This is a genomic window from Bradyrhizobium sp. NBAIM14 (genome assembly GCF_020193895.1).
In the GTDB taxonomy this organism is placed as follows: domain Bacteria; phylum Pseudomonadota; class Alphaproteobacteria; order Rhizobiales; family Xanthobacteraceae; genus Bradyrhizobium; species Bradyrhizobium yuanmingense.
Window position 1 is genome coordinate 1 of sequence record NZ_JADYVQ010000029.1, and the last position, 22,283, is coordinate 22,283.

At 59.2% G+C, this 22,283-nt stretch carries 21 protein-coding genes, 1 pseudogene and 1 other annotated feature; of the genes and pseudogenes, 8 read left to right on the forward strand and 14 right to left on the reverse strand.

Annotated elements, in window-relative coordinates; all coding sequences use genetic code 11:
- Window positions 1-807: 807 nt before the first annotated feature.
- The gene (locus I6F28_RS34710; protein ID WP_346656762.1) at window positions 808-984 is read right to left on the reverse strand and encodes a hypothetical protein; all 177 of its coding nucleotides are present in this window, start codon (window positions 982-984) and stop codon (window positions 808-810) included.
- Between the two features lie 150 nt (window positions 985-1,134).
- Window positions 1,135-1,311 (reverse strand): hypothetical protein, encoded by a 177-nt coding sequence (locus tag I6F28_RS34715; protein ID WP_225143369.1) that lies wholly within the window; start codon window positions 1,309-1,311, stop codon window positions 1,135-1,137.
- Between the two features lie 279 nt (window positions 1,312-1,590).
- On the opposite strand from I6F28_RS34715, the gene I6F28_RS34720 reads away from it, so the two are divergent.
- From I6F28_RS34720 to I6F28_RS34735, 4 genes are all read left to right on the forward strand, one after another.
- Window positions 1,591-1,815, forward strand: coding sequence for a hypothetical protein (locus I6F28_RS34720; protein ID WP_225143371.1), 225 nt, complete (start codon window positions 1,591-1,593; stop codon window positions 1,813-1,815).
- A 705-nt stretch (window positions 1,816-2,520) separates the two neighbouring features.
- Window positions 2,521-3,150 carry a hypothetical protein gene (locus I6F28_RS34725; RefSeq protein WP_225143374.1) on the forward strand — a complete coding sequence of 210 codons (630 nt, stop codon included), beginning with the start codon at window positions 2,521-2,523 and terminating at the stop codon, window positions 3,148-3,150.
- A 79-nt stretch (window positions 3,151-3,229) separates the two neighbouring features.
- Complete coding sequence (locus tag I6F28_RS34730) at window positions 3,230-3,409, forward strand: hypothetical protein (protein WP_109143084.1); 180 nt, start codon at window positions 3,230-3,232, stop codon at window positions 3,407-3,409.
- A gap of 445 nt (window positions 3,410-3,854) precedes the next feature.
- Complete coding sequence (locus tag I6F28_RS34735; protein WP_109143083.1) at window positions 3,855-4,061, forward strand: hypothetical protein; 207 nt, start codon at window positions 3,855-3,857, stop codon at window positions 4,059-4,061.
- 547 nt (window positions 4,062-4,608) lie between these two features.
- Here I6F28_RS34735 and I6F28_RS34740 read toward each other — a convergent pair.
- Window positions 4,609-5,216: pseudogene (locus I6F28_RS34740) on the reverse strand (IS3 family transposase); the annotation flags it as partial.
- Window positions 4,874-4,990, reverse strand: a sequence feature (AL1L pseudoknot). (Overlaps the previous pseudogene by 117 nt.)
- A 144-nt stretch (window positions 5,217-5,360) precedes the next feature.
- Window positions 5,361-5,723, reverse strand: a complete 363-nt coding sequence (locus I6F28_RS37680; RefSeq protein WP_346656763.1) for an HAD-IIIA family hydrolase — start codon at window positions 5,721-5,723, stop codon at window positions 5,361-5,363.
- An 821-nt stretch (window positions 5,724-6,544) separates the two neighbouring features.
- On the opposite strand from I6F28_RS37680, the gene I6F28_RS34750 reads away from it, so the two are divergent.
- Window positions 6,545-7,144 (forward strand): TVP38/TMEM64 family protein, encoded by a 600-nt coding sequence (locus I6F28_RS34750; RefSeq protein ID WP_225143375.1) that lies wholly within the window; start codon window positions 6,545-6,547, stop codon window positions 7,142-7,144.
- Window positions 7,145-7,392: 248 nt separating this feature from the next.
- Here I6F28_RS34750 and I6F28_RS34755 read toward each other — a convergent pair whose 3' ends face one another.
- From I6F28_RS34755 to I6F28_RS34800, 10 genes are all read right to left on the reverse strand, one after another.
- A complete protein-coding gene (locus I6F28_RS34755) occupies window positions 7,393-8,178 on the reverse strand; it encodes a class I SAM-dependent methyltransferase (protein ID WP_225143376.1) in 786 nt (261 codons plus the stop codon).
- A complete protein-coding gene (locus I6F28_RS34760) occupies window positions 8,178-8,939 on the reverse strand; it encodes a methyltransferase domain-containing protein (RefSeq protein WP_225143377.1) in 762 nt (253 codons plus the stop codon). The genes I6F28_RS34755 and I6F28_RS34760 overlap by 1 nt, the downstream gene beginning before the upstream one ends.
- Window positions 8,936-9,538: a class I SAM-dependent methyltransferase gene (locus tag I6F28_RS34765; RefSeq protein WP_225143378.1), complete on the reverse strand. Its 603-nt coding sequence runs from the start codon at window positions 9,536-9,538 to the stop codon at window positions 8,936-8,938. Before I6F28_RS34765 ends, I6F28_RS34760 begins: the two co-directional genes overlap by 4 nt.
- Window positions 9,539-9,544: 6 nt before the next feature.
- Window positions 9,545-11,410: an asparagine synthase (glutamine-hydrolyzing) gene (asnB, locus tag I6F28_RS34770; RefSeq protein ID WP_225143379.1), complete on the reverse strand. Its 1,866-nt coding sequence runs from the start codon at window positions 11,408-11,410 to the stop codon at window positions 9,545-9,547.
- A 4-nt stretch (window positions 11,411-11,414) separates the two neighbouring features.
- Window positions 11,415-12,410, reverse strand: a complete 996-nt coding sequence (locus tag I6F28_RS34775; protein WP_225143380.1) for a glycosyltransferase family 2 protein — start codon at window positions 12,408-12,410, stop codon at window positions 11,415-11,417.
- A gap of 57 nt (window positions 12,411-12,467) precedes the next feature.
- On the reverse strand, window positions 12,468-13,979 hold the full coding sequence (locus I6F28_RS34780; protein ID WP_225143381.1) for a hypothetical protein: 1,512 nt from the start codon (window positions 13,977-13,979) through the stop codon (window positions 12,468-12,470).
- A 688-nt stretch (window positions 13,980-14,667) separates the two neighbouring features.
- On the reverse strand, window positions 14,668-15,900 hold the full coding sequence (locus tag I6F28_RS34785) for a Gfo/Idh/MocA family oxidoreductase (protein WP_225143390.1): 1,233 nt from the start codon (window positions 15,898-15,900) through the stop codon (window positions 14,668-14,670).
- A 46-nt stretch (window positions 15,901-15,946) separates the two neighbouring features.
- Window positions 15,947-17,044, reverse strand: coding sequence for a CDP-glucose 4,6-dehydratase (gene rfbG, locus I6F28_RS34790; RefSeq protein ID WP_225143392.1), 1,098 nt, complete (start codon window positions 17,042-17,044; stop codon window positions 15,947-15,949).
- Entirely contained in the window at window positions 17,026-17,799 is a 774-nt protein-coding gene (gene rfbF, locus I6F28_RS34795) for a glucose-1-phosphate cytidylyltransferase (RefSeq protein ID WP_225143394.1), read from the reverse strand. The genes rfbG and rfbF overlap by 19 nt, the downstream gene beginning before the upstream one ends.
- 58 nt (window positions 17,800-17,857) lie before the next feature.
- Window positions 17,858-19,123 carry a class I SAM-dependent methyltransferase gene (locus I6F28_RS34800; protein ID WP_225143396.1) on the reverse strand — a complete coding sequence of 422 codons (1,266 nt, stop codon included), beginning with the start codon at window positions 19,121-19,123 and terminating at the stop codon, window positions 17,858-17,860.
- 261 nt (window positions 19,124-19,384) lie between these two features.
- Here I6F28_RS34800 and I6F28_RS34805 point away from each other — a divergent pair, with 261 nt between their 5' ends.
- The 3 genes from I6F28_RS34805 (at window position 19,385) to I6F28_RS34815 (ending at window position 22,242) form a co-directional block, all read left to right on the forward strand.
- Window positions 19,385-20,449 (forward strand): glycosyltransferase family 2 protein, encoded by a 1,065-nt coding sequence (locus I6F28_RS34805; protein ID WP_225143398.1) that lies wholly within the window; start codon window positions 19,385-19,387, stop codon window positions 20,447-20,449.
- Window positions 20,446-21,156: a class I SAM-dependent methyltransferase gene (locus tag I6F28_RS34810; protein ID WP_225143405.1), complete on the forward strand. Its 711-nt coding sequence runs from the start codon at window positions 20,446-20,448 to the stop codon at window positions 21,154-21,156. The genes I6F28_RS34805 and I6F28_RS34810 overlap by 4 nt, the downstream gene beginning before the upstream one ends.
- A 72-nt stretch (window positions 21,157-21,228) precedes the next feature.
- Window positions 21,229-22,242 (forward strand): hypothetical protein, encoded by a 1,014-nt coding sequence (locus tag I6F28_RS34815; RefSeq protein WP_225143408.1) that lies wholly within the window; start codon window positions 21,229-21,231, stop codon window positions 22,240-22,242.
- Window positions 22,243-22,283 lie beyond the last annotated feature (41 nt).

Below are 22,283 nucleotides of genomic sequence, written 5' to 3' on the forward strand. Positions count from 1 at the left end.
CGTTTGAGGAGCGCGGCCGCCACATTCTCAAAGGCGTGCCCGACAAATGGCGTCTGTTCCGTGCGGTAACGACCTAGCACGTCTTCACCCGCCATGCGGTCAACGCACCGATGACCGCTTTTGGCCCTTCGCTTCCGTTAGGTCGTTGCGGCGAGATGTCCGGGGTGGGCGTAAAGCGGAAGCTCCCCACCGCTGGTCAAATCGGCGCTGTTGACCCCCAGCGGACGTTATGCGGGTACGGTTCCTTTTACTCCCCACGCAGTCGCCGCGTATGATCGAGGTCCATCACGTTCGCCATCAAGATAGGCCGCGCGAACTACGTCCCGTAGACGTTCCTTTTGCCCGGTATCGAGACTTGCCATGTACTGAGCACCAGGACCGTCTTTGCCCTCATAGGGTGTCCGATAATCGTCAAACGATGCGAAATCCATTCTAATCGTCAGCATCGTGTCACGCACGTCCAGGAGGCCGGCCGCTCGCCATGCTTCCGCCAATTCGCCGGGCCGTGTCATCGGCCTCGTATTGCTGCGCGCTCGCATGTGATTGCCGCTCGGATAAAGTGCCGCAGCCGAATCCATGAAGATGCGAGCGGCTACAAAGCCACCGCGAGCATCCCAAACGGCAGCCCCGACGGTCGCACCAGGACGAGCAACGCGACGCAACTCGGCAACAGCCTTGGAAGTACAGGGCCACCAGCTCCCCCCTTTTGCAGCATCTCGTGCCACGATAACAGTCCGGCCTAGCAGGACAAGTGGGGCGGCGCCCAACCCCGCTTTCCCAGCTCAATTGCTGAATTCAGACGGCTCTTCACTTAGCCAATGCGTTTGTTTGCCCCGGTAGCCGCAAATACGTGCCGCTCTCATGCAGCTCCAGCCAGCCGCGCTCCTGCGCCAACGCAACTGCGACGCTGAATTGTTCGCCCGTGCCGCCCTGTTTCAGGAAAGGCACATTGATCAGCTCGATGAAGACGCGTCCGTCCTGCACGGGTTGAATGCCGCTGGCGATCTCGACCAGCTTGCGGGCGGCGGTCTCAGGGTCGACTAGGGGCGAGCAGATGTGTATTTCATAGTGGCGAGAGATACATTGAGTCGCCGTAGGTGACCAACGAATGGGTGCCTTGGCTTCATTATGAGGCTACTTCGGCTCTTGCCTGCCATCCAATTCGCGAGCGGCCAAGCTAAGCTCCAACTCTCTGAGCTGTCCGACCAATTGTTCTACGATCTCGTCGTAGTCAGATGGTGTCAGTGAATGCACGCCGCGCAACGCCAGCTGTTTCTGAAGGATCGTGGCCATCATGGCTTTAACGCTCATGAACCCTCGTCTGAAAAGCTAATCGTCATAAAAAACAATCTGGAGGAGATGCCAAACACTCGTATGTACAATGACCGTAGAATTACGGGCACTAGCCCGATCATTGAGGGCGAATGAAAGGCATCGGGTGGCGCCTACTATGATTGAAGCGCGACTGAAGCCACAACGAAAGCCGAATCGCGCCTTGGAAGTAAAATTTGGTTCTGCGTTATAACTATAATGACTCCGACGCAAAAATAGAAAATAGGGTGTGAAAAACAAAAATAATGGGAGGAGTAGATGGATACTGTGAGTCGCTTGCGCGCGGTGGCATCGCTGTGCCGCCAGACTGCCGCGCATCATCCCGATAGAAGTTGGAAACTGCTCGCCGAAGCTGAGTATTGGGATCATCTAGCCAACGATGCGCTGCGCGATCATTTCAAACCGTGCACATCTGGCTTCTCTCTCCCAGCAATCGGGGATGATGCGGATACCACGCAATCGGCCGACAGTATGGCGGCATGAGAGCTTTCGGTACCAAAGTCCCCTCGACGGCCAGAGGCAGCTCTCATTCTTTGCGGAGCGTTCTGTTCTGGGCGAAGGACGTCTCGAATTTCCTCACGGGGTACGAGCGAGTCAGGGGCTGGAATAGCGGTACATCACGAAAAAGCTGAACTAAAGTTTCTTAGCAGGGGTTGCGTTCATGGATAGCGTAGAGCGGTGCTTCGCCGCAGTGACGGCAATCGGTTTTTTTGTGACCGTCGTCGGAATGATATTGTTGCAAACGATCTAAGTTCCAGCTCTGCGCGAATTGCAGGCCCGCTCGCGGCGGGAGGCCGGGGGCTTTGGGCTGCAGGTCTGCCGCGCTGCGCTTAAGATTGCTCGGGGGCTACTTCTTCAACAGCAGTCCCAACGTTCGCGCCATGCGCCTCACCGATCCGGCGTGGCGACCGAGTTCGGCGGCTATCCTCGATGCGCCAACTCCCTGCCGAGCCAGCGTGATCAATCGTCGGACCTCCTGCGCGGCCCACTGCTTCGGCTTCGGTGTTTTCATAATGCGGCGCTCGATCCGCACCAGTTAACCAGCGAGCGAAAATGCCGACACTTGGGAAATTTACGGCTGGGCTTCCTGCCTGCGGCCCGCCCTCGCCGTAGAACGGCAATTCCGATGCTTGTCGGCTATTGCCTGTAACCGGGCGGTTGCGCAAAACTCTTCTCGAGGAAGGCCGCTTGACACCGACCATTATCGATCGAACGCCGGGATTGCCCTGCGCTGCGACCTGCCAGACTCATTTTGGCAATTTTCGGAATCTGTATCGGCTGCTCGGCTACACCCCAAAGCGGAATTACGAATTTCTCGACGCCCGTCCTTTCTGGTCCGAGCTCAGGGCAAAGCTCATCGAACAGGCCGCGGCTGCGATCAAGGCGGCCGGCGGACGCGTCAGTTCAGGCGGCTGGAGTCATTGCCTGCGCGTGAGCGGGTCGGTCTGTGTTTCCGTTAGGGCTGCTCGTTGGTCCCCTGGCCAAAAGCCGACCCATGCACCGTACTGGAGCATCGAGCGCGAGGCGTGCCTCCCCGATGGCTGGATCGCAGCTATCCGCCTCGCCGAGCACAATCAGACGGTGCTCGACTACGTATTGTTGCCGACCGATGGCAAAGTGAAACGCACGATCCGCTTTTCGGAGGCAGCGCGAGCGCGCCGAGGAATTGCGCGCTTCAAGACGGCCAATGGCCTCGTTCAAGCCATCACGAGGCGATTGACAAAAGCTGATCCTACTACCCACACGCTCCGAACGCGGGGGCGCCGGCGACCGAAAGCGATGCAATCTAGAACTAGAAAGATTCACCGACGACGCTGATACCCGACAGACCGTTATTTTGAGACCTTGTGCTCACCCCCGGCGTGAGCTTTGATGCGCGCATTTAGGATGTGCTATTATGAGCGTTAAGGCGATTGTCGCGAAAATCCTAAGAGACGAACTCACGTCCCTGGGCATCCGGTCTCTGACGGTCCAGGAGTCTGAGAGGATCGCGGCTCACATCTTCGAGCGGATCATTGACCTTGAATTGGAGCTTGAAGCTCGTGACTTCGCCTCCATGAGCCGCGATCGCGACTAGCCTTCTCGTGCTTTCGCGAGGTGCTACTGCCAGCCTGGCAAGAGCCACGAGCAGCCTGGCAAGAATTGAGGCGACTTGAGCCGGCCCGACCCCTCGTTGGTCAGTCGGCATGGAGATCACGCCAGAGACCAAAGAACGGCGTTGCAGGGGCTGGCTGCTGCTGGTCTCGAGCCGTAGACGGGGCACGGGCAAGCTAAAAAACGGGCAAGTACTCCCGTTAACGTCGGCTATCGCTGTGCTATGCTGAGGGGCGACTACGAATGTGGTCGCAATCTCAGTTAACTCCCGTCGGCTCCCTAGCCGGCGGGGGTTTTTCTATGGGCCTTAAGGGCGACGAGAGACGCCAGTTCAGATTGCGACATTAACCTGGTTTTAATACCCGTTGTACAGGGGCGCCGGGTCATGTAGACACGGCCTGTGTCCGCGTCAGTTGCGTTTGAGAGTCATGATTACGTACAAGCAGTACCACATCCAGCGATTTGAGCACGGCAACGCGCGTTGGATTGCCCGCGTTAGCCGGGCAGATGGTCAGAACATCCGCACCATCTTACCGGCCGCTGAGCACCCGTACCTTGATACGAAGCCGACCGCCTCCGCCGAGGAAGCCGAGGAACTTGCCAAGGAGGGCATCGACTTTGGCGGTATGGTTTAGGCACTCCTTGAAGGTTTAAGCCTCTGCTATCGCAGCGAGATACCGCCACAACGCGCGAAGAAATGTCGCATCAGCATCCATTCGCTATCCGCAGCCCGGAGCAGTGAGAGCCCCTCGCTTCCGGCGGGCACCAGGCTTGTGTAGGAAGCATGTTAGCTTACAGCAGCAATCCCCTCTTCCCGAGCCACGCCAGAGCCGTCGAGCAAGCGGCCGAAAGCAACGCGGTCCAAAACCAGGAACGCCCACGGGCAGCGCTGACTGAGCGCAGGTACAGAAAGGCTCCGAGGACCTTTCCATAATTTTCTCGGAATTCTCCATTAAGTTTGGCTACTTCCGGCAGATCGGATCGAACTTTGCATTCGTTGGCCATAGGGCTGGGGCTCCATGTCTGGGCTGGACCAGCACTTTATGAACCACTGTTTTGCCCGACGACGCAAGCTCTATTTCGGATTTTCAATAGGCGCTGGGAGGACAAAAGTCCGCGACTTCAATTGGAACAGGTCGCCCTGTGCCCGACAAATCGGCCGTGGAGCCGCTACCGACTTGGCGCAGCCTTGTCGCTGATCGTGGTATTTGACGGGCTTACCGCGGATAACCCTTTCAAACCCATCTCCAGCATCAATCGCGATACCGTGCAGCGGGCAACATCGAAGCCTTCGCGCTTAAACTGTCGTCAGACCTTCCGTACGCCGTAGGCCGAGGTTCTCGTCGAACACGCGCCGAACCTCGATCTTCAAGGCAGCATCCTGCCTGGCGCGCGCCGACAGCTTGGCCGGATCGCGCCGCTTGGCGACATGGGCGTGGTAGGTCGAGGGGGCGATCGGCAAGACCTTGCAGATCGGCTCGACCCCATGCGCCCCACGATGATCGTCGATGAAGGCGATCATGGCTTGGACCGGCGGTCGAGTTCCGCCGTCGCAAAATAGGCGCTTGCCTTGCGCAGGATCTCGTTGGCTTGCCGAAGCTCCCGGTTCTCCCGCTCGAGCGCCTTCAGCTTCTCCGCCATGTCGGTCGGAACACCAGCCCGCTGCCCGCTGTCGATCTGGCCTTCTTGACCCAGTCATGCAACGTCTGCGGCGTGCAGCCGATCTTGGCCGCGATCGAGGTCACTGTCGCCCAGCGCGAGGGATGCTCGCTGGCGTGATCCAGAACCATCCGAACCGCTCGGGCCCGGACCTCGGGTGAAAACTAGTTCGTCGTCTTGCTCATCATGGCTCCACCTTCTCAATAGTTGGAGCCTCCGGCAATCCCGGGGCGGTTCACTTTGACGCCGTTTTCCCTTCTCCTTACTTTGCACAGCTAGTGTCGATCACAATCATCCTCCGTTCCCCCGTTTCCGGGATGCGACATTGGTTGACGCTGAGGATCATCGGGCGAAGCTGTTAACATCAGCGCAATAAAGGTATGTAGATTAGACCCATTGAACATATAGGCGGCGATGCCGGCCGCCCGCGCCGCAGCAAGGTCGCTCTGCTTGTCCCCGACCATGAAGCTTGAATCGAGATCCACTGGGTACCGCTTGAGCAGGGCTGTGATCATTCCCGGCTGCGGCTTACGACAGTTGCACAGGATCCGGTACCGCTCAATTGAGCCCTCGGGATGATGAGGGCAGAACTCAAACGCGTCGATATGCGCACCTAAGATCGCAAGTTCACGCGACATCCACTCGTGCAAATGGCGAACTGCCGCTCCTCATAAAAGCCCCTCGCAACTCCTGATTGGTTTGTCACGACAAACGCCAAATACCCGGCGTCATTGACCGCTTTTACGGCCTATTGGGCTCCTTTCACCCATCGGATCTTATCGGGATCAAAAGCATAGCCATCATCCTCATTAGGGACGCCATCACGATCAAAGAAAACTGCCGGACGCGTCGAATCTTACGGGCCCAAGTTGCATCGAGAACAGCCAATCTTCCGACAATCTCTGCTCAAATGTCGCACGATTAGGCAGGATCGTGCTCTGTCAGCGTGCCTTGCGTCTTTCTCTGTGCTCCACATGCATCGTTTGACTTCACGTACATGCTGCAGAACGCGTTGAGCTGGCGGATTGATCCCATTGTTGCGACCGCCATCGACGCGCGCCTTGCGTCCTATGGCATCTTTCGGTTCTCGGGTCCCTGCGGCCAGTTGGTCCGGCGCCCCGGGACATTTCCAACCGGGGCGCTTTGGGGGTCGGCGGGGGCCCTGCGGTCCTGCATCTCCCTTCCGCTCAGGATCGCTGCTACGAGTACAAGCGGTAACCAATACAGTCACCGCCATCCTTTTCTTGCATATGGAGGGCCGCACAGGATCCGAAGATGCGCATTGACCCATCGACCGATCACGTTCAAATACCTAAAGCGGCATGGACGCTCCGTCGCACCAGCTGGCTCTGTCCAGCTTCCAGCCCAATTCCGATGCCGCACAAGCCTTTTTCGGGGTGGCCGCACGTGTTAAGGAGAACCGGCGGGCCTCTGACCCTAAGCACGCAGTTTTAAAAGAATGAACTCGCCCCTTTTAGACACGATCAGTGCTTGGTTTCAAAATCTCGGCGATCTCACACCGAGTTCGGTAATGGCGGTCTGCTTCGTATTTTTGATAATGGCTTTTATCGTGGTTCCCCGCACGCCTTTCATTTGCGCCGCCGGTGCCGCCTTTGGCTGGAAAGTCGCGGCAATCATCTTGTTGAGCGGTACCGTCGGAGCTATCCTCGCTTTCCTCACTTCCCGCTACGTCGCGTCGAGCTGGTTTCGAAAAAGGCTCGAAAACAAGCCTAACTTCGGCGTCATTGCACAAGCAGTAGACGAGGAAGGCTGGCGCATCATCGCGCTGATGCGTCTGGGCGTGCCCCTTCCCGGAGCAGTTCAAAACTACCTGTTCGGTCTGACGAGGATTGACATCTCAACGTACTCGATCTCGACTTTTATTTTCACTGCGCCGCAAGTGTTCCTGTATTCGTTTCTGGGCGCGACCGGCCGAGCCTCGCTTCTGAACGAAAATCTAGGCATCTCGCTGATCACAATGGCGCTGATCATCGCGATTGTTGCCCTTATAGGATGGCGGGTAAGAGTCCTACTGTCGCGGCGAGCGCCACTAGCATAGACGCGCGAGCTCGCTCACCTCAAATTCAACGGCCGTCGAGCGCGCAGCGACGGCGCCATTGCCAAAGGCTTCTCATGCTCGATCCCAGCGGCACGGGTCTGAACGGCGGGTCTTGGATTTCGCCGCGTATCGCAAGGTGAACCTGGCAGGAACTCTCAACTTAGCCCGTGGGGCGGGTTAGCGAAGACTTAGATTGTGGTGTGATGCAATGTGATCGCCGAAGAACGACGCAATCAAACACGAAGTGGCTACTTCGTGCCGATAGCCGCCCATGACATCTGGTTGACCCATTCGATCCGCACGTTTTTCAGCCCGGCCGATTCCATCAAGTCCTGAACCCTTTCGCGACGCCAGTAATGCGCGATGCGCGGCAGCATCTGGTCGAACACAATCGATCGAACGTGGCGGAACGAGAACGTCCGCAGCTGTTCAAAATACGCCAGCCGCCCAACCCGGAGGCGAAGCAACACCCACAATACCACGCTCGGATAGAGCGATAGATGGTGCACGAGAGTGATCGGCAGACGCGAGAACAGCGCCATGCGCAACGGATCGGCGAAGCGGACGATCCACTCGTTGTTCTCGTATCCGTAGACCCAGATCAAGACACGCCCGCCGGGCTTCGCCGCCTTCACCATCTGCCGCAGCGCAAGCTCCGGATTCTCGAGGTGATGAATGACGCCGATCGAGAACGCAAGGTCAAAACGATCTTCGAAGCCAATGTCGAACGCACTCCGCTTCAACACGGTGGCATTCGGATACTGCGCAAGGTTGTGCCGCGCAACCTCGAGCGAGCTATCATCTATGTCGATCGCGGTAGCCTCGCGCACGCCGTATTTCAGCGGCCACAGCGAATTGCGCCCGGTGCCACAGCCGACGTCGAGCACACTTAATCCCTCCCAGTCGTCCGGCCCGAGGAATGGCGTCCATTTGCGGAATTGCGTTTCGTAGTCGGCCCGGATCTCGTTGTAACGGCTCCATTCGTACCCGAAACGCTCGGACGAGCCGGCCGGCCTATCCATGTTCTCCCTCATCAGAATCTTCCAGTTGGAGCGACGTGTGCCTTGAGCCGCGCGAGGCCATCCCTAAGCGCAAGTGGCAGCGCCCTGACGACGCGCTTGCGCAGGCGGAACCAAGACGGCGACACATCGGCGATCGCCACACCATCCGGTACGCGTGTGGCGCGGATCACCGGATCCAGCGCAACTTGATGTTCGCGACGGACATAGAGGACAAGGTTGTAGCGATACCAGAACGAGATGCGCTGATCACTCCTGATCCTTGGCCGGACAAAGTCGTAGGCATCAAAGCCGTGCCGAGCCAGTTGCCCCCGCCAGAATTCTAGCGGCTGTTCGTTGACATGATATTCGCCGCCCTGCCCGGGCACCGCCGCGGAGAAAAGCAAATACTTCTCCGCGTGCGCCACCAGATTCTGCACGAACTGATCAGCGAATTGCAATTCGATGTGTTCAGCGACTTCCAGCGATTGAACCAGATCAAAGCGGCGGGATAAATTAAGCGGACGCGACAGGTCCGCGGGCGTGAACAGCTCGCGCGGAATCTCCAAGACGCTCTGATTGACGTAGTCTCCATCGACGCCCCTGATATCGTTAATGCCGGACGCGCGCCAGACGCTCAGCCAGCTCCCGCCAGCGCAGCCGACGTCTGCCACGCTTGCAATCGGCAAGGCGCGCAATAGCAGCGGGATGATTTCGGAGGCGGCGTAACGAGACGAGAGGGAAGCGTAGTCCATGAACTTCTCGTCGTACTGGCGCTGAGTGGCTTTCTCCGTCATTTCCCGACCACCTTCAGATAGGCGACATCGTGCATCGGGCCCCTCAACACTCGAGTCCGCGCGACGTCGGCCGCAAGAGACACGGTCGCCACCAGATGCTCAAGTTTTCGCGGAAATCGGCCCCTATCCATCCGAAAGAACATCTCCTTGGCGCGGTCGCGCGGACTAATCGGCAGGATGGCATCGATAATGTGAAACGCACCTCCCCGCCGCACCACACGCAGCGCCTCCAGAACCATCGACTTGAGCTGCTCTTCGTCGAGATGATGCGTGGTCGCGATCGACATCACCTGATCGAACGAAGCGTCAGGAAAAGAGAGCTTCGTCGCATCCATCGCAATGAAATCGCCGCCGGAGCCAATGCGCTTTGCAGACGCGATGTAATCGGGATTGACGTCGATACCGACATAGCGCCCAGGAATGAGCCTGCTTGTCGCGCCTGTCCCGCAACCGAGGTCAAGCACGAGACTTCCCTCGCCCAAGGGCACTTCCTCAGTCAGCAACTGCGTATAACGCCGCACAGTTGGTTGTCCGACGATCTGGTTGAGATCGTACACAACGGGCAGTTCTAAAAGGCGCTCCAGCACTTTCCGCAACATCTGGTTCTATTCCGTCGCTGCACGACGATGAAAGGCCTGGAGGCAGAGCCAGACCCACAGCGCGATGGCATCGTTCGAACGCCTGTTGCGGTGTTGTTGCCACATTTTGTCGACCTCGGCGAGGTCTATGCCGGCGATCGCCTCCAGCGGAATGCGCTCGGGAATCTCCCGGAGCCACGCAGCGAGCGGGATACCAAACCCCTTCTTGGGTCGGGATACGAGATCGGTCGGCACTTTTCGCATCAGCACTTTCTTCAACAGGTATTTCCCTGTGCCATTGCGATATTTGAACGCGGTGGGCAGCCGCGAGCTGAAATAGACGAGATCGTTGTCGAGGAAGATCGCGCGGGCTTCTAGCGAATTCATCATCGCAGCCCGGTCGACCTTGGTCAAAATGCCGTCCTGGAGGTAGAACTGCGTATAAAATTCCAGCGTCTTGTCGACGAGACCGAGTCTCGGGGACCCATTCCACAGAGCCAGCGCTTCCTCATAAAGTTCCTCAGTGTGGATTCTCTCGTCGAACAGTTGCTCGATCCTGACCGACGCCAGCGGAGCGAGCCAAGTCGGATTCCACAACTCCGGACCATAGGACAGCCCGGCGAGTGTGCGCTTGAGCTTGAACTCTAGGCTCATGTTACGCGTCGACACAGGCAACCTCCCGACGAAGCTGCGAATGATGCCATGCAACACGTTGGGTACACCGCTTTTGTAGATAGACGCGGTGCGCAGTGCATGGAAAGGATCGTAACCGGCAAAAAGTTCGTCGGCGCCGTCACCCGACAGCGCTACCGTCACTTTGCGTCGTGCGAACTCGCACAAGAGATAAGTCGGCAGCAGCGAGGAATCTCCAAGCGGTTCGCCGACCTTGTCCAGCAGCGTCGGGATGAGATTGCGGGCCTGCGCCAAGTCGAGCTTCTGCTCGTTATGAAGAGACTGGAAAATTTTCGCCACCCGGCTGGCATACACAGACTCGTCGAAGGAGCGCTCATTAAAGCCAATCGTGAAGGTCTCGAGTCGCCCCTTGCCGACGATGTCGGTTGCTGCGGCCAGCACCGTGCTCGAATCGACGCCGCCGCTCAGGAAGACGCCAATGGGCACGTCACTGATCAGTCGGCGGCGCACCGACTGCGTGACGAGGTGATCGAGTTCATCGACGAGATCATCCTCCTTCCGCGAGAACATCGCCTCGTCGGGCACGAGCGAGAACTGCCAATATCGATGCGTAGTGACGGTATCTGAGCGAAGATCGAAACGTAGCCAAGAGCCGCCGGGCAGCTTCGCGGCGTGACGATATGGCGTCCGTGGCGCCGGGAAAAAGCCGTAGGCGAACAGCTTTTGTAACGAACGAACGTCGAGCGAGGCGTCGAAGCCACGATGAGCCGCAAGCGAACGCAGTTCGCTCGAGAATGCAAAGAAACCTTTCCCGCTGGAGTAAAACAGCGGCTTCTCGCCGAAACGGTCTCGAGCCAGGAAGAGCTGAGCTTTCTCGCTGTCCCACACCGCGAACGCGAACATGCCGTTCAGACGAAGCGGCAGGTCCTCGCCCCATTCCTCGTAGCCATGTACGAGAACTTCGGTGTCAGAGTGATCGGACGCGAAACGATGGCCGCGTCGCTCTAACTCGGCGCGAAGCTCGACGTGATTGTAGATCTCGCCGTTGAAGATAACCGCGATCGACGTGGTCTCGTTCCACATCGGCTGAGTGCCACCACGGATATCGAGGATGGCGAGACGCCGGTGTCCGAGAAACAGGCGATGTGCCTTGTCGGCATGATAGCCGAATCCGTCCGGACCACGATGAGCGAGCGCATCCGTCATCGTACGGATGTCGCTATAGTCCCCTGCGCCGCAGAATCCGGCTATGCCGCACATCCTGTTAGATATCCTCTTGGACGGTGCTGCCCGGATCGGCCTGAAAATTGATCAACTCGCGGACGAGATAGGCACGGGCTCCTTGCGATTCGTAATAGGTGCGCACCAACATCTCTGCGACGAGGCCGAGCAGAATGCTGATCACGCCCACCAAGAACAACAGGGCGGCCAGCAACGGCAGGGGAGTCTGGATCAACGAGATATGGGCGAAGAGGCGCAGCAAGATGGAAAGCGCGATTGTCGCGAAGGCGGCGATGATCGAGATCAGCCCGAAACCACCAAACAGATAGATCGGCTTGGCGAAATAGCGCCGCAGAAACATCACGACAAGAAGGTCAAGCACGACCTTGAAGATGCGCTCCATGCCGTAATTCGAGGCGCCGAACTGCCTCGCATGGTGGGTGACGGGGAGTTCGGTGATGCGTGCGCCCTGCCATTCCGCATAGATCGGAATGAAGCGGTGCATCTCGCCGTAGAGACGAATACCGCTCACCACGCTGCGGCGATAGACTTTCAGCGTGCAGCCATAATCATGCAGCTTCACGCCCGACACGCGCGAGATGAAGCGGTTGGCGATCCGGCTGACCCAGTTGCGCTTCAGCTCGGAATCCTTGCGCTCCCTGCGCCAGCCGGAGACGACGTCATAGCCTTCCTCTAGCTTTGCCAGCAGACGTGGGATGTCGGCAGGATCGTTCTGGAGGTCGGCGTCGATCATCACAACGATATCATTTGTCGCGTGGTCAATACCTGCCATCAGCGCAGCGGTCTGGCCGTAATTCCTGCGGAAGTCGACGACCTTAACCTCGCGGTTCGCTCGGGACAGCGAACGCAGAAGCGCGAGGGAACCATCCTGGCTGCCGTCATTGACGAGCAGGATCTCGAAACGGTTCGGCAGCTCGCGCAGAACGGCGATTAGCTTTTCCACCAAAATGGAAAGCGACCGCTCCTCGTTGTAGACGGGTACAACAACGGAAATTCCCGAGAGAGTTCCATCCATCATGGCGTGTCGTACTCAAGGAGTTCTGCTCCGCCGCGGCAAGACGGCGCATCGATGTCCTCAACGGAAATACTCGTCAAGACCGCTACCTCCGAGATACGCGCGCCTAAGCATCAAGTAATACCACGGGGTCTCTGTTTTGGAGAAAGAACCCTCGATCGGTTTATAATGCTGACCGAGGGCATTCTCGAGGGTGCGGGCATGGGCGATGAACCCAGCGGTCGAATTCCACGGCCTCTTCCATTCCGTCACAGCAATAATGAGCATCAGGCAGGAGACGACCGCGAGCGCCTCGCGCGTCGCGGTCTTGCGCTTCGCCAGGACCCAGAGCCAAGCTGCATATATCAAGCCAGCGAACACAGGCAGCTGAAATAGTCCGATGTAGCGCGGATAGAGTTCCGACCAGAGATAGATCACCCGGAATACATGGTCGTTCCGCGAAACTACGTAGCAGAGAAGCACCAGCACGAACGATCCGAGCAGGATGAGGACGGCATCCGCCACAGGAAGAGGCACGCGCTCGAAGCAATTCGCTCTAAAGCGGTTTACGACCGATCCGAGCGAGATGCTTGCAGCGCGCAGCTTCGGCACCGCAAAGATCAGAAGCGCAAGCCCGATGGGCACGCCGAGAACGATGACTATCTGCACCGCAGAAAGTCCCATGATCGACAGCATGCGCTCGCGCATCGCGGTGAGTACGAGCGTGAGTAAGATCGGGACCATGCAAGCCGGGCGCAGGAGTTCCTTGGGTCGCGCGACGAGATCGCAGGCTATCATCACGGCTAGCAGGATCGGCGCTTCACTCTGGTGCACGAAGCTCACGGCGATTGGCGCCCAATAGGCCAGTCCGCCGCGTCCGGACCAACGCAACGCAAATGCAGCGAAGGCGATCATGGCACTTAGGCAACGGGGAAAAACGGAGAATGGCGAGTACGCCCCCGTCGGGTTCAACCAAGCATGGAGACTGAGCCAGAAGGTATGATGTAGGGTGACCAGTGGCGCGGGTGGTGTCGGTGTCGACTGGTACAGTGACCAGGATAGGCTGGGCGGCGGGATCGTGACATAGAACAGCGCTGCAAGCGCAATGGCGCCAAACAATGGAATCACCAACGGACCTCTTGCCGCCCAGAACACGATGAGCAGGCACAGGATGCCGAGAATCGCGCCCGACAGGGCCATGCCCCACCACATTGCCAGGAAGAGAAACTCGGGAAAATCTCTCTCGGGAGCAGTCATGCCAAGCGACTGCTGCACCTTCCCAGTGAAATACATCGAGAGCGAGGTGAATGGATAATTGTTGCAATAGGCCGCGCGCATTTTCGCGCGATAAATGAAGTGTTCGCCCGCCCTAACCGCGGTAAGGTGTTCGACGAGCTTGTCTTGCTGATCATGCGAGACTTGCCCGGCCTGCTCGACCCCGCACAAGAAAAGATACAAGAGATCCTTGTCAATGCCGATGTTGGTCGCGGCCATGCGCGCGTTGATGCCGGACCAGACCACGAAGGACAACAACACCGCGATGAGAGAGACAAGCGTGAAGCGTCGCGATGAAATCACAACATCTGCAATCATTGTCCGCGCGGCCCCCTCTCGCCGTAGTTGCGTGCGGGACGATATCGACACTCGTCCGCACATTCAACCGCGATTCTTTTCGGCGCAAACAACGCTCGAGAGCCGATGCAGAGCCGCGCGTCAGCGCTGCACGACCGGCGGGAGACCCGACATAGCGGTCTAACTAGGATAGAAGCGATCGCACCTCAATAGCGTCGGTAGTAATAATTCTCTGGCCGGTTCTGGAATTGGCGCGGAACCGTCCCGTTCGGGTAGCAGCGGCCGTCGCGAATGTCGAGGTCGGCGCCGTGACCACAAGGCACCGGTCGTCTCCGCACCCCGTAGGAACGGTACGGAGTTTCATCGTAGTATTCCGGCCCGTCGTATCGCGGGCGATAGTATCGCTGGCGCGCCTCCTGCTCTTGAGGAGGCAGGTAACCGTTCGGATAACAATAGCCGTCTCGCGCACTCAAGTCCCAGCCATGCCCGCAAGGGGGCGGACGCCTCGGCACGCCATATTGTACCTCGACGGCCAGGTTGGGACTTTCGGCCAGCAGAGCTGGAGCTCCATGGAGAGTAAGGAGTGTCGCAATCGTGGTCATCAGCATCTTATTCTCTCCTGCGCAGCCGAGCATCGCCGGTTGGCGGCTGAATGCACCATGAACGCCGACACAATGGGCGAATTGTCGCGCCCGGTGTGACGCCGCCGCTAAATCGGCCGCTCTTTCGTTAGACACCCGAAGAAGTCAGATTGCCGAATTGCCGTAATGATCGAATGCAACTTAGGGTCGTTAACATGGGCTGATGTTGTCGCAGCCTCGAGCGCGTCGACAATGATGTCCGCAAGCTCCGCCCTCGCGCTCTCGCTTCGTGGTTCGCGAACGTCCAGGAGAGGTGCGATGTTGTCAACAACCCAAGCCAAGACATCGGGATCTCTCATCCCGCCGCCACGCGCGAGCCGGTCCGCTACGGCTCCCGCCTCCTGAAGAAGCAGCTGCGCACGCACCGCTTCAGCCAGTTCGACAGAACCGATACAGCGGGATGCTGTTTGCGGAAAGGACGAAACGTCCGGTCGCAGCCGCACCATGTCCAGAAAGCCGGCAAGTTCGACGGCCAGCGGGCCGAACTTGCCATCCGATTCGAAGCTCGCTTGCTGAACACCGTCGAGGATGATCGAGCCGGGCTCAATGGTGAAGTCGAGCTCCGCATAGCCGCCATCGCGAAACTCGAGCCGCATCCACCGCCGGCGTCCGGGAGCTCTGCGTCCGAACCGCAGGGTTCCGCGAGCACAGCTCATTGCGACTTCCACTTCGACTGCGCCTCGCGCCAGCGGCTTCACCTTGTCGGCTTGCAGCTTGCCGCAATCATCGACAAGTTGCAGCATCGACCACAGATGCGGCATGATCTCGTCAACTTTGTGCGTCGTGAGGTTGGCTGTTTTGTCGACGCCATGCCGGATCTCCTGCTCGGGATCCAGCCACTCCAGTTCGACGGCGGCCAAGGGGCGCCCGGTCGAGAGAGCAAGGAAATGGTGCAGGAACGGCGCCGTAAGCAGATGCAGCCCGATGAAAAGCGGAACGTTGCGGATGGCTGCGAGCTCTACCAAGCCTCTTGCGGTCCCTGCGCTTAGTGCGAGCGGCTTCTCGACCAGCGTCGGCACGGATGCACGAAGCAGGGCGCCGGCGGTCTCCGCATGATCGCTGGCGCGCGTCACGACGATCGCGGCATCAAGGCGCAGGGCCAACGCTGCCTCCAGGCTTTCGACCAGCGTGAATCGATCGCGTGCTCCTGGAAGGTTGCCGACAAAGGCGTCTACGGCCTCCCTCTCGTGGCGCGAGACCCACAGCACGCGCCCGACGCGGTCCGACAGCTGTGCAAGGATGGAGCCGTGCGTCCGCCCCCACCTTCCACCCCCGATCAAGGCTACCGTGAGTCCGCCCATGTCACTCCTCTGGTACCCGTCTGGAGCGAGCTGACCGCTTTCGCGGTCACACCGCGCGGCAATAGTCGTGGATCTGGCCGAGCGTGAAGTCGTGCATCGAGGATGCCGGCCGCGCCAAATCCGCTTTGTACCAATCGGCAGTGAGCTTCAGCGCCTCGTCGAATCCGAGCCGAGGTCGCCAGCCGAGGGTCATACGCGCCTTTGACGAATCGAGCTTCAGGAACGTCGCCTCGTGCAATTCGTCACCGCCCACATGCAGCCACCGGGCGCCGTTGCCCCAGATCGCCGCGAGCGTATCCACAAGGTGCATCACCGGCTGCTCACTTTCCGGTCCGGGGCCGAAGTTCCAGCCCTGTGCAACGGCCGTGCCCTTGTTCGCAAGGGCTTCCGCCAGGAGCAGATAGCCCGAGAGCGGCTCAAGCACGTGCTGCCACGGACGAATGGCCCGCGGACGCCGTATCTCGAGAGAACGTCGAGCCGCAAAGGCACGGACCGCATCCGGGACCAGGCGGTCCTTGGCCCAATCGCCGCCCCCGATGACATTGCCGGCGCGGCCCGAGGCTGCGGGTGGCTCGGCGAAGCTGCGATTGTAGGAAGTCAGTAGCAGCTCGGCACAACCCTTGCTGGTGCTATAGGGGTCGTGCCCCCCCATCGCCTCGTCTTCGCGATAACCCCATACCCATTCCCGATTCTCGTAGCACTTGTCGCTGGTGACGACGACGAGCGAACGGACGCCATCACCCGATCGTTCCGCCTTTGCCTTGAGATTGTGCTGGCGCACCGCCTCCAGCACATTCAGCGTCCCCATCACGTTGGTTGCAACGGTGCCGACCGGATCAACATAGGATTCCCGAAGGACCGATTGTGCCGCCAGGTGAAACACGACGTCGGGCCTGCTCCTCGCGAGCAGATGGGAGAACGCTTGGATGTCCCTGACATCGCCCCTTGTATCGTCTACGATGGCCCCGACCTCGGCTCGCTCGAATAAGGAGGGCGAAGTCGGCGGTGCCAGAGCGAAGCCGAAAACGCGCGCACTCATGGTGGACAGCCACAGGCTTAGCCAGGAGCCCTTGAAACCGGTGTGACCGGTCACGAGGACACGCCGCTCCCGCCAGAAGTCCGGGTTTACGTCCACACGCGCCACGGCGGATTGTGCCCCTTCCAAAGCCCTTCGAGCAGGTTGCGCTCTCGTAACGTGTCCATGGATTGCCAGAATCCTTCGTGGCGAAATACGCGAAGCTCTCCGCTCGTGGCCAATCGCTCGAGCGGCTGGCGCTCCCAAATCGTGGAATCGCCGGCGATCAACCCCGCGATTTGCGGACTGAGCACGAAGAATCCGCCATTGATCCATCCACCGTCACCAAGCGGCTTCTCGGTAAATCCCTTCACGACGGTGTCCTCCAATTGGAGGCTGCCAAACCTCCCCGGCGGACGAATGCCGGTAACCGTCGCAAGCTTGCCGTGCGAGCGATGAAACGCAATCAATTTTGCGATGTCGATGTCGGCGACGCCGTCGCCGTAAGTCAGGCAGAACGCCTCGTCATCGCGAACATAAGACAGCGCCCGTTTGATACGACCGCCCGTCTCGGTTTCCGCTCCGGTGTCGACCAGCGTCACGCGCCATGGCTCCGATCGGCTGGCGTGAAAGTCGATCTGATTGTTCTTGAGATCGATCGTGACGTCCGAGGTGTGCAGCAGGTAATGCGAAAAGTACTCCTTGATGAGGTATCCCTTGTACCCAAGGCAGACCACGAAGTCGTTGATGCCGAATGACGAGTAGATCTTCATGATATGCCAGAGAATGGGATGGCCGCCGATTTCCACCATCGGCTTCGGTCGCACGGACGTCTCCTCGCTGAGGCGACTGCCGAGTCCTCCGGCCAGGATCATCGCTTTCATGACACCATTCCTAACAGAGGAGGCCCCGCGCAGACCGGCTTGATCTCCGGCGCAGCGCTCAATCCGGGAATATGCGGACCTCGGGCAACGGCATGACCAATTTCGACTTCAGTCCCCTCGCCCGCAATTGCTCGGCGATCGGCTGACCGTAGTGCCAGGCCAGCAGTACCACATAGTCCGGCTGCTCTCGGATAAGGCGCTCGTTGTCGACGATCGGGATTTGCTTACCGGGCAAATGCAGGCCGAGCTTGAGCGAAGTGGGCTGCTCGCAGATGTAAGGCATCAGCATGCGATCGATACCCACGTAGTTCAGCAGCGTGCTGCAGCGGCCAGGGCACGAATTGCCAACGAAGCTGAGCCCCTTCTTCTTGCAGTCGAGCGCAAGCTCGAGCAGATCCAGCTTGACCTTCTCGGCGCGCGCGCGAAAGGCCTCGTAGCATTCCGGCCGCGAGAGGCCGAAATCATCCTCGGCCTTCAAAAGCTCGGCGATGGCAGGCTTGATGGGGCGTCCGCGCCCTTTCGCCACGTAGACGCGGATGTTGCCGCCATAGCGACTGACCCGACGGGCATCGACGCAGGTGAAATCGAAAAATTCGAACAGCTTCACAATCGATTTCAGCGAGTAGGTGCGCAGATGCTCGTGGTAGATCGTGTCGAACTGGCCGCCCTCGATGACGTCGAGTAGATAGTGGTTTTCAAGAATGAAGACGCCATCGGGCGCAAGCAGCCGTTCCAGGCCGCGAATGAAGCCACCGAGCTGCGCCACATGCGCGAAGACATTGGTCGCGGTCGCCACTTTGGCTTGGCCGTGCGTTTCCACGACCTTGCGCGCGGTTTCCTCGTCGAAGAAGGCCTGCAGCGTGTCGACGCCCTGCTCCCGCGCGATGCGCGCTATGTTGGTCGGCTCGATGCCGAGAACCCGCATGCCGCGCCGCTTGAAACCGGATAGCAGAGTCCCGTCGTTGGATCCGATGTCAACGACGAGCTGGTCCGGCTTGAGCCCGAGGTCGGCAACCGCATCCTGAACGAACGCATCCTGATAGACCGCAAGCTCTTTAGTGATGCCAGAGCGGTAGGGGTACTCGGGATGAAATACGACTTCCGGCGGAACGACGTAGTCGATCTGCGACAGCGAACAATCCCGGCACCAGACTTGGCGCAGCGGATAGCTGGTCTCGGGGCCGTCGAGCTGCGCCTTCGAGGGAAGAGAATCGCACAGAGGCTGATGACCGAGGTCGATCACGAGCTCGAGCCGTTCGGAGCCGCAAACCTGGCAGCGCGTCAGCTTTCCGGTCGGGATGTCATGATGTGAAGCGTTGGGCATTCGGAACTTTAGACGCGACATCGGATTACTGCAAATTTCCGGAAGACGGCAGCCGCAAGTACTGGGCTAACATCGCGCGGGCCGGGCGACCCTTACTGGAAACCGCCCCATGAATCAAGCATATGCCCTTCGCTTAATTGGATAATTTGCCCCGGGGAGTCCGGACGGCTTTGCGCGATGCGTAGCATCTGGTACTAGCATTTCCTGCCGAAATCGCCCCTCGAACGAAGCTCTTCAGACGCGAACCGGACAAAGCAAGCAATGCGCAGGACGCCTGCCGAAAGCGACCGCAAGCTCATCTCCATCCTGATTCCCGTCTTCAACGAGGAAGGGAACATCCGCAGGGCCTATGAAGCCGTTCGCGATGTCTTCGAGCAGTTGAAGGATCGCTACACGTTCGAGATCATCTTCACCGACAATCACAGCACCGACGCATCGATCGCGATCATCTCCGAATTGGCCGCGGTGGACCCGCGCGTTCGCGCAGTCCGCTTTGCCAGGAACTTCGGTTTCCAGAGATCCGTGCTTACGGCCTACCGCCTGGCTTCCGGAGACGCCGCCATCCAGATCGACTGTGATCTCCAGGATCCGCCCTCGGTATTTCCCCGATTCCTGGAGCTGTGGGAGCAGGGTCACGACGTCGTCGTAGGCATCAGGCGCTTTCGGCAAGAGAGCAAGCTGCTGCAATGGGCACGTCGATTCTACTACCGGCTGCTCAAACGTTTGTCCGACGACAACCTGATGCTCGACAGCGGCGATTTCCGGCTGATCGACCGCTCCGTGTTGGATCAACTGCATCTGATCAACGACGTCGCGCCCTATACGCGCGGCCTGACCTCGCTGCTCGCCACCAAGCAGGTCGGCGTCGCCTACGACCGGCAAGCCCGGCAGGCGGGCGTCAGCAAATTCCCACTCGGGAAGCTGATGGCGCTCGCGGTCGACGGGCTGATCACCCATTCGATTTTCCCGCTTCGTCTTGCGGCCTTTGTCGGACTGGGAATCTCGTTGCTGACCTGTCTTGCCAGCTTCTTCTACATCTTCTCTCGGCTGCTCTTCGGCATCAACTGGCCGGCGGGATTTGCCACGACGACCGTGCTGCTGCTGTTCGGCATCAGCCTAAACGCCATCTTTCTCGGCATCATCGGCGAATATGTCGGGCGCATTTATAATCAGGTGCGGTCGCGGCCGACGACGGTGATCGAGTACAGCGTCAACGTGCCGGGCTTATCCCTCGGCCGCCTGTCGCAAAAAACCAGATCTTCCGCTGACACCAGCGACCCGGATGACATACTCCCTCGCCGGAGCGAGACAAGGCAAGCACGATGACAGAGTTCGACCAATATCGCGAGGGCTACAGCCAACAGATCGACAATGCAGTCGCTTTCAGCGGTCAGCCTCAGGATTTCTTCACACGGGCGAAGGCACGCTACCTGCTGGACGTGTTCGCCACCTTCCGCTCGCAGCGCAAGATGGCTCCATCGCAGTCGCTCGACGTGCTGGACATCGGCTGCGGACAAGGTCTCATCCATCCGCATCTACGGCCCGCGCAGTCCGGCATCAAACTCACGGGCATCGACGTCGCCGGTACGGTGATCGAGGAGGCGCGAGCCGCCAACCCGGACGTTCACTACGACGTTTATGACGGTGTGCATCTTCCCTACCCTGACCGCAGCTTTGACGTGGCATACGCCATTGCCGTGATGCACCATGTGCCGCCGGACGACTGGGAAGCGTTTCTTGTGGAGGCGGCCCGTATCGTCCGACCGGGCGGGCTTGTCGTAATTATCGAGCACAATCCGGTCAATCCTCTGACGCAGAAGATCGTCAAGAGTTGTCCATTTGACCAGAACGCGGTGCTGCTCCGCTCGGGACGCCTCGCCAAGCTGTGCCGTGCCGCCGGCTTGGTGGACCCGAAGCGGCAATTCATCATCTTCACTCCGTTCGATACCCCCTTCTTCCACAAGCTGGAGGCGAGCCTCGGTTGGCTGCCATTAGGCGCACAGTACTGCATGGCGGCTCATGTTCCCTCGTGAGGCGCGGGACGGCTTGGCAGGTTCCCGAACGGACTGGCTCGACGAACTGGCGCGCTGCTGTCGGCGGCCGCGATGTCCGTCATCTGCTTTGTTGGATTGATCGTACTGGCGAACTTGTTGCGGATCGAACCACGCCTTCAAAACGCGGAGATCTTCGTCGCCAGCATCTCCATCGTGCCGATTTTGGCTGCCTCTCTTCAATCCTGGAGCGATCGCTGCTACTCCGGCGCCGGTCGCATTTTCGAAGCGATAAACGTCTGGTGCGCCACGGCAACTCTGCTCTCTCTGGCTGCCGTTCGAATCTCGCGGCTTGACGCCTGGCGGGCCCACTCGCTGTTCGTCGCAACTTGCGCCTTCCTTATGTATCTAGGCCTTTCTATAGCGCGCTGCTGTCCAGCCACTTGCGACCATCCATGGTGCGGGACGCGAGCGACCGCATCACGCAGCGTAGCACGAGAGCCTCGCAAATCACAGCATTTGCTTCGCGCTTGCGATTGCGATTGCGATCATCATCCTGTTTCGGGTCGACGAAGGCTCGAAATTTGGCGGGCGTCATCCTATCTTGTTCCGACCTCGAAAGGCGGATACCCGGAACCGACGATCGTTGTTCTCGCCCTGTTGCTCGCCAGCGTAGTCGTTGCCGTCGGCATTTGCATTTTGCAGCTCGAACTCCGAACTCCGTCGCAGACACTGGCGAAACGCCCTGTATCGAAGCTCATCGTCCTCATCCTCGGGCTGATGTCGATCATTGCACTCTTCATCGATTTTTCACTGGCGGCAGACCCGTTCCACTACATGACGATTCTGGGACCCGCGCTGCATCTGATGCATGGCGGAACGTTGATGGTCGACACGTTCTCCCAGTACGGTCCCGGTCCGGTCCTCCTGGCATACCTGGCCTTTCAATTTGGACCGCCATCGTTCTCCGTTCCCGCAGTGGCGATCCAAATGTGCAATCTGGCCTTCTACGGGCTCTTTCTGATCGCACTTTGCCAACGCACGCGGTTTCCCACGGCAGCCGCCTGGTTCGGCATTATCCTCGTGCTGATCTGGATGGCGGGATGGGGCAACGGCGAGGCAATGTGAACGCTGCCCCATCCGTACTCGGAGCTCGGTACCTGCCGGCC